Source organism: Nonomuraea sp. NPDC047529, from assembly GCF_040642995.1.
Lineage (GTDB): Bacteria > Actinomycetota > Actinomycetes > Streptosporangiales > Streptosporangiaceae > Nonomuraea.
Genome location: NZ_JBEYTJ010000082.1, coordinates 1 through 3,522, shown reverse-complemented (window position 1 = coordinate 3,522; position 3,522 = coordinate 1). Strand labels below are relative to the sequence as shown.

The 3,522-nt window shown below is 72.5% G+C and carries 4 protein-coding genes; 3 read left to right on the top strand and 1 reads right to left on the bottom strand.

The window, feature by feature from the left end; translation table 11 throughout:
- The first annotated feature begins 292 nt into the window (after positions 1–292).
- Entirely contained in the window at positions 293–1,117 is an 825-nt protein-coding gene (locus tag ABZ815_RS52045) for a nitroreductase/quinone reductase family protein (protein ID WP_357710815.1), read from the top strand.
- A gap of 6 nt (positions 1,118–1,123) precedes the next feature.
- On the opposite strand, the gene ABZ815_RS52040 is transcribed toward ABZ815_RS52045, so the two are convergent.
- Complete coding sequence (locus ABZ815_RS52040) at positions 1,124–2,305, bottom strand: MFS transporter (protein WP_357710813.1); 1,182 nt, start codon at positions 2,303–2,305, stop codon at positions 1,124–1,126.
- A gap of 98 nt (positions 2,306–2,403) precedes the next feature.
- Here ABZ815_RS52040 and ABZ815_RS52035 point away from each other — a divergent pair, with 98 nt between their 5' ends.
- Both ABZ815_RS52035 and ABZ815_RS52030 read left to right on the top strand, forming a co-directional pair.
- Positions 2,404–2,880, top strand: a complete 477-nt coding sequence (locus tag ABZ815_RS52035) for a helix-turn-helix domain-containing protein (protein WP_357710811.1) — start codon at positions 2,404–2,406, stop codon at positions 2,878–2,880.
- A gap of 249 nt (positions 2,881–3,129) precedes the next feature.
- Positions 3,130–3,522, top strand: a 393-nt coding sequence (locus ABZ815_RS52030; RefSeq protein WP_357710809.1) for a helix-turn-helix domain-containing protein, incomplete at its 3' end; no start/stop codon positions are given.

Sequence of the window (3,522 nt, the reverse complement as noted above, 5' to 3'; positions counted from 1 at the left end):
GGCACCGGGGGTTGGACCCCGCGTCGGCCGTGTCGCGGGGGCGGACGCCTCCGGTGGTGGGGGGGGGGTCGGGCGCCGACGCGGGACCCCGCCGCGCCGGCCGCGTCATACGGCCGCTTTGCGAAGATTGTTGTGATGAAGTAGCGTCGCCCCCGTGACTGCCGGGTCGGCCTTGGGCCACGAACCAGAGAGCAGCCCGGCCCTGGCGTGACCGCCCGGCGGGCGCGCGGCCCGCCGCTTCCTCTTCTCCCTCTCAGCACGTCAGAGCAGAGACCATCACCCATGGAGAAGAGTGGATTTCAACAAGCAGGTCATCGACGAGTTCCGCGCCAACAACGGCCAGGTCGGGGGCTATTTCGAAGGAGCGAGACTGCTCCTGCTCACCACGACCGGCGCGCGTTCGGGAAAGCCGCACACGACCCCGCTCGGCTACCTGCCGGACGGCGGCGAGCGCATGCTGGTCATCGCCTCCGCCGGGGGAGCGCCGAAGAACCCCGCCTGGTACCACAACCTGCGGGCCGAGCCCCGCGCGACCGTCGAGAGCGGCGTCTTCGTCTTCGACGTCCAGGCGGAGATCCTGGAGGGGGCCGAGCGGGACGCCGCCTTCGCCCGTGCCGTGGACGGCGATCCGGGCTGGGCGGACTACCAGGCCAAGACGGCCCGCGTCATCCCGGTCGTCGCGCTGAACATCGTGCCGGGCCCGCCCCGGTCGAGCGCGCCCTCCGGCGGGGCGTACCTCAAGCTGGTGCACGACGGCTTCCGGCGCGAGCTGGCGCTGATCCGCAAGGAGCTGACCGCCGGCGGCCGCCCCGGCCTGGGCGTGCAGCTGCGGATCAACTGCCTGACCATGTGCCAGGGGCTGCACAACCATCACACCGGCGAGGACACGATGATGTTCCCGGCGCTGGCCGAGCGGCATCCCGAGCTCGCCCCGGTCATCGAGCGGCTGGCCGGGGAGCACGAGCGCATCGCCGTGCTCGTGGCGGAGCTGAAGGAGGCCCTGTCGGGTGAGGACCCGGTGAAGGTGCGCGCGGAGATCGAGCGGCTGACCGACGAGCTCGAAGCGCACCTGACGTACGAGGAGGAGCAGCTCGTGCCGATCCTCGACCTCGCCTGAGCCCGTTCAGGCCGGGACGGACGTGCTCGCCCGCGGGACGGTGAGACGCCGGGTCGAGACGGCGACGACGAGCCCGAGCAGGGCGTAGACCGCGCCGAGCAGGCAGGCGCCCCACCAGCCCGCGACGCTGTAGGCCCAGGTGGTGGTGATCGCGCCGAGCGCGGAGCCGAGGGAGTAGCAGGCCATGTACGCGCCGATGACTCCGCTGCTCCGGTCGGGCCGCGCGGTGGTGAGCAGATGCTGGCTGCTGACGTGCACGGCCTGCACGGCGAAGTCCAGCACGACGACGCCGACGATCAGCAGCCACAACGACGACCCCACCTGGGCGATCAGCAGCCACGAGGCCGCGAGCAGCAGCAGCGACCAGACGGTGACCGAGAACGCCAGGCCCCGGTCGGCCCATCGGCCGGCCCGGGCCGCGCCCAGCGCCCCGGTGAGACCGGCGAGCCCGAACAGTCCGATCTCGGTGGTGCCGAGGTGCCACGGCGCGGCGCCGAGGGGCAGCGCCAGCCCGCTCCACAACGTGCCGAAGGAGGCGAACAGGAAGAACGCGACCAGCCCCCGGCTGAGCAGCAGCCGGTCGCTCGTGACCAGCCGGCCCAGCGACGCCAGCAGCCGGCCGTAGGAGTCCCGGGAACGCGGGACGTCGGCGTCGAGGGTGACGCGGACGGCCGGCGCGAGCAGCACGCACAGCACGGCGATGACGAGGTAGACCGCGCGCCAGTCGGCCAGCTCGCCCAGCAGGCCCGCCACCACCCGGACCAGGAGGATCCCGGCGACCACCCCCGAGGTGACCGTGCCGATGTTGCGGCCGCGTTCGCCGGGCGGTGAGACGGCGGCGACGTAGGCCACCGCGATCTGGACGACCACGGCGAACAGCCCCGCCAGGGCCAGGCCCGCGATCGCGAACCCGGCGCCGGGCGCGACGGCGGCCACCCCGGCGCCCGCGGCCGTCAGCAGCAGGTGCACCGTGATGAGCTTGCGCCGGTCGAACAGGTCGCCGAGCGGGACCAGCAGCACCAGCCCGGCCAGGTAGCCGATCTGGCCGGCGGCGACCAGCCAGCCCAGCGATCCGTCCGCCAGCCCGAGGTCCCGGCCCGCGGCCTGGAGGACCGGCTGGATGCCGTACACGGGCGACACGGCCACCGCGCACACCAGCGCGAGCACGATCCGTTGTCTTCCGGTCATTCCTGAGGACATGTCACTCTCCGATAAGTTTCAATATGCAACTGATCGGAGGTTAGGGCATAATGGTTTCAGATTGCAACTGACCCGGGAGGGGCCCGGTGGACGTCACACTCGCTGCGGGAAGCGCCTGGACCGACCCGGCGTGCCCGGTCGCACGGGCCGTCGACCTGGTGGGCGACCGGTGGAGCCTGCTGATCGTCCGCGACGCGATGGACGGCGCGACCACCTTCACCGAGTTCCACCAGCGGCTGGGCATCGCCCGCAACATCCTCACCGACCGGCTCCGCAGGCTGGTCGAGCACGGCATCCTCGACCGGCGCGCCGCCGCCGACGGCCGGCGGCACACCTACCGGCTCACCGAAGCCGGGCAGGACCTCTTCACGGCCGTCGTCGCCCTGCGGCAATGGGGGGAGCGCCACGCCTTCGCCCCGGACGAGCCGCACTCCGTCCTGCTCGACGGCCAGGGGCGGGAGCTGCCCCGGCTGCACCCGCTCGGCCAGGACGGCGCGCCACTCTCCGCCGAGACGTCCCGCGTCCGGAAGACCGCGCCGTCCGATCCGGGCGCGGCGGGGTGACGCGCCCGGCCTCCGGTCGTGTGGGTGCGGCGGTTCAGGACGTGCGGATCGCCGCGTCCAGGAGTGCGTCGAGAAGCGGCATCCGGCGGTCCGTGCCGTCGCGGACGGCGATGAACGCCACGCTCACGTCCAGGCCGGGGATCCGGGCCTGCATGGGGCATGACCCGATCCTCCCAGTTCCGTCGAGTCGCAGGAGTTTAGGAACGGTCGTTCTTGACTGATCGTTCCTCAATGCTCTATGGTCGAGCCATGGGACGACCAAGAGGCTTCGACGAGGCCACCGTGGTGCGGGCGGCGGCAGAGCTGTTCTCGACCCGGTCCTACGACGGCATCTCCATGGACGAGCTGGTGACCCACCTCGGCGTCCACCGCAACAGCCTGTACAAGACGTTCGGCAGCAAACGCGGTCTCTACCAGGCCGCGCTGCGCTGGTCCCTGGAGCACGACGTCATCCCCCTGATCGACCGCGTCGCCGGCGCCGGCGACCTGGCGGAGGCGCTGCGCGTCGCCACCGGCGAGCCCGCCGCCGAGGTCGGCCTCAACCTGCTGCTGCTGGCCGCGGTCGAACGCGCGCCGGTGGACCGCGAGGTCGCCGACCAGCTCGCCGCCGTGCTGGCCGCGTTCGACCAGGCGGCCAGGACG